This is a genomic window from Dietzia sp. E1, from assembly GCF_014145015.1.
Taxonomy (GTDB): Bacteria; Actinomycetota; Actinomycetes; order Mycobacteriales; family Mycobacteriaceae; genus Dietzia; species Dietzia cinnamea_A.
In genome coordinates, this window is record NZ_JAALDU010000537.1 from 1 (window position 1) to 1805 (window position 1805).

At 74.0% G+C, this 1805-nt stretch carries 1 protein-coding gene and 1 pseudogene; both read left to right on the forward strand.

The window, feature by feature from the left end; all coding sequences use genetic code 11:
- A pseudogene (locus G6030_RS15215) lies at nucleotides 1–278 on the forward strand (hydroxymethylbilane synthase); the annotation flags it as partial.
- Between the two features lie 62 nt (nucleotides 279–340).
- A partial coding sequence (locus G6030_RS15220) for a uroporphyrinogen-III synthase (protein ID WP_182643693.1) occupies nucleotides 341–1805 on the forward strand: 1465 nt, incomplete at its 3' end.

Consider the following 1805-nt stretch of genomic DNA (forward strand, 5'->3'; position numbering starts at 1 on the left):
CGGGCGCCGACGCCCCGGCCGCCGACGCCGTGCTCACGCTGCACGCGGTGGTCGCCGCCCACGACGGCACCACGGTCCTGCGGACCTCCGGCACGACCGTCCCCGCCTCACATCCCGACGGGCCGGTCGCCGCCGCCGAGGAACTGGGACGCCGCCTCGCGGCCGAACTGCTCGACCGCGGCGCCAGCGACCTCATGTCCGCCGAATCCCCCGAGCAACGACCCCTGCTCGTACCCAGGGAATCCACGACGGCCCCACCGACCGTCACCGACCCCTGACCCCCGAACTCCCACCTCGCGCGCAGCCAGTGCGCGACACCCACCCGACGGAGAGACGAACAATGACTCGAGCACGCACCACCCGCCCCGGAACCGTCCGCTTCGTCGGCGGCGGTCCAGGCAACGCGGGGATGCTCACCTGCCGGGCCCGCGAGGTCCTCGCCGGCAACGCGCTGGTCTTTGCCGACGCCGACGTGTCGGCCGACGTACTGGCACTGGTTGCCACCGAGGTCCCCGTCCCGCAGGAGCTGCTCGACGCGCGTCAGGCCGAGATGGACGCCGCCGTGGCCGCCGAGGACAAGGCCGAGGTCAAGCGCCTCAAGGCCCTCCCGGCGCCCACCGCCGCCGACGTCCGGCCCGTGCTCGGTGAGCCCGCCGCCGTGGCCAAGCAGCTCGTCGCCGAGGCCAAGAAGGGCCGCGACGTGGTCCGCCTCGTCACCGGCGACCCCATGACCACCGACGCGACCGTCACCGAGATCGCCGCCGTCGGCCGCACCGTCGTGCCGTTCGAGGTCGTCCCCGGTGTCGCCGAGGCCACCGCCGTGCCCGCCTTCGCCGGCATCGCGCTCGGCTCCGGCTACGTCTTCGCCGACGGCCGCGGCAAGGTCGACTGGGCGGCCCTCGTCGGCTCGCCCGGGCCCATCGTCCTGCGCACCACGACCCGCCACCTCGCCGAGGCCGCCTCCAACCTCGCCGAGCAGGGCCTCGCCGCCGGCACCCCGGTCACCGTGACCTGCTCCGGTTCGCTCTGCGCCCAGAAGTCCGCCGACGGTACCCTCGCGACCATGGCCGAGGTCGGGCGCGACATGGAGGGCGACCTGGTGGTGACCATCGGCAAGTCCGCCGGTGAGCGGCACCGCCACCAGTGGTGGGAGTCGCGTGCCATGTTCGGCTGGAACGTGCTCGTGCCCCGCACCAAGGCCCAGTCCGCCGAGATGAGCGAGCGCATCGCCGAGCACGGCGCCGTGCCCGTCGAGGTGCCGACCATCGCCGTCGAGCCGCCCCGCAGCCCCGCCCAGATGGAGCGCGCCGTCAAGGGCCTCGTCGACGGCCGCTACCAGTGGGTCGTGTTCACCTCCTCCAACGCGGTGCGCGCCGTGTGGGAGAAGTTCGTCGAGTTCGGCCTCGACGCCCGCGCCTTCTCCGGCGTGAAGATCGCCTGCGTCGGCGAAGGCACCGCCGCCCGCGTCCGCGAACTGGGCATCCAGCCCGAGCTGCTGCCCAGCGGCGAGCAGTCCAGCCTCGGCCTGCTCGAGGTGTTCCCGCCGTACGACGACGTCCTGGACCCAGTCAACCGCGTCCTGCTGCCGCGCGCCGACATCGCCACCGAGACGCTCGCCGAGGGCCTGACCGCCCGCGGCTGGGAGATCGAGGACGTCACCGCCTACCGCACCGTCCGCGCCGCCCCGCCGGCCGCCGAGATCCGCGAGATGATCAAGACCGGCGGGTTCGACGCCGTGTGCTTCACCAGCTCCTCGACCGTGCGCAATCTCGTCGGCATCGCCGGCAAGCCGCACGCCCGCACGC